This is a genomic window from Mesorhizobium sp. M7A.F.Ca.CA.002.15.2.1 (assembly GCF_003998715.1).
GTDB classification, from domain to species: Bacteria; Pseudomonadota; Alphaproteobacteria; order Rhizobiales; family Rhizobiaceae; genus Mesorhizobium; species Mesorhizobium ciceri.
On record NZ_RZPI01001284.1, the window covers coordinates 1 to 436 of the forward strand.

Genomic DNA, 436 nt, shown 5'->3' on the forward strand with positions numbered 1-436 from the left:
ATCAAAAACCTCCCGCATCGATCGCCAGCACGCAGTCGCCGCCTCTGGAGGCGACAAACAGCCGGCCATCCTTTTCCGCAACGCTGCAGATGCCATGACGCGTTCCATTGGCGCGGCTGTGCAGGCTGAACAGCGGCTGCATCTTCTGGTCGAGCCTGACCACCAGCCCATAGGAGCGGCTCGGCGACCACGGCTTGTGGATGCCCATGGTGCGGATGCCGCCGCATTGCAGCGGCTCGAGGAAGCTGCGGCTGGACGCCAGTGCCGGCGCGATCCAGTAGGCCGGCGGCACTTGGCTCAGCATGTCCTGCCGGTAATGCGTTTCCTGCAGCACGAATTCGATCAGCCGGTTGCGCGGCGCAAACAAGGTCAGCCAGGCCCCACCATCGGCGGACGGCGACAGCCGCGCGGGATATCCCGGCAGATGTGCAAGCAC

General features: G+C 65.4%; 1 pseudogene. It reads right to left on the reverse strand.

The features are described 5' to 3' along the window. Position 1: 1 nt before the first annotated feature. Positions 2–436 (reverse strand): annotated as a pseudogene (locus tag ENZ74_RS34160) (hypothetical protein); the annotation flags it as partial.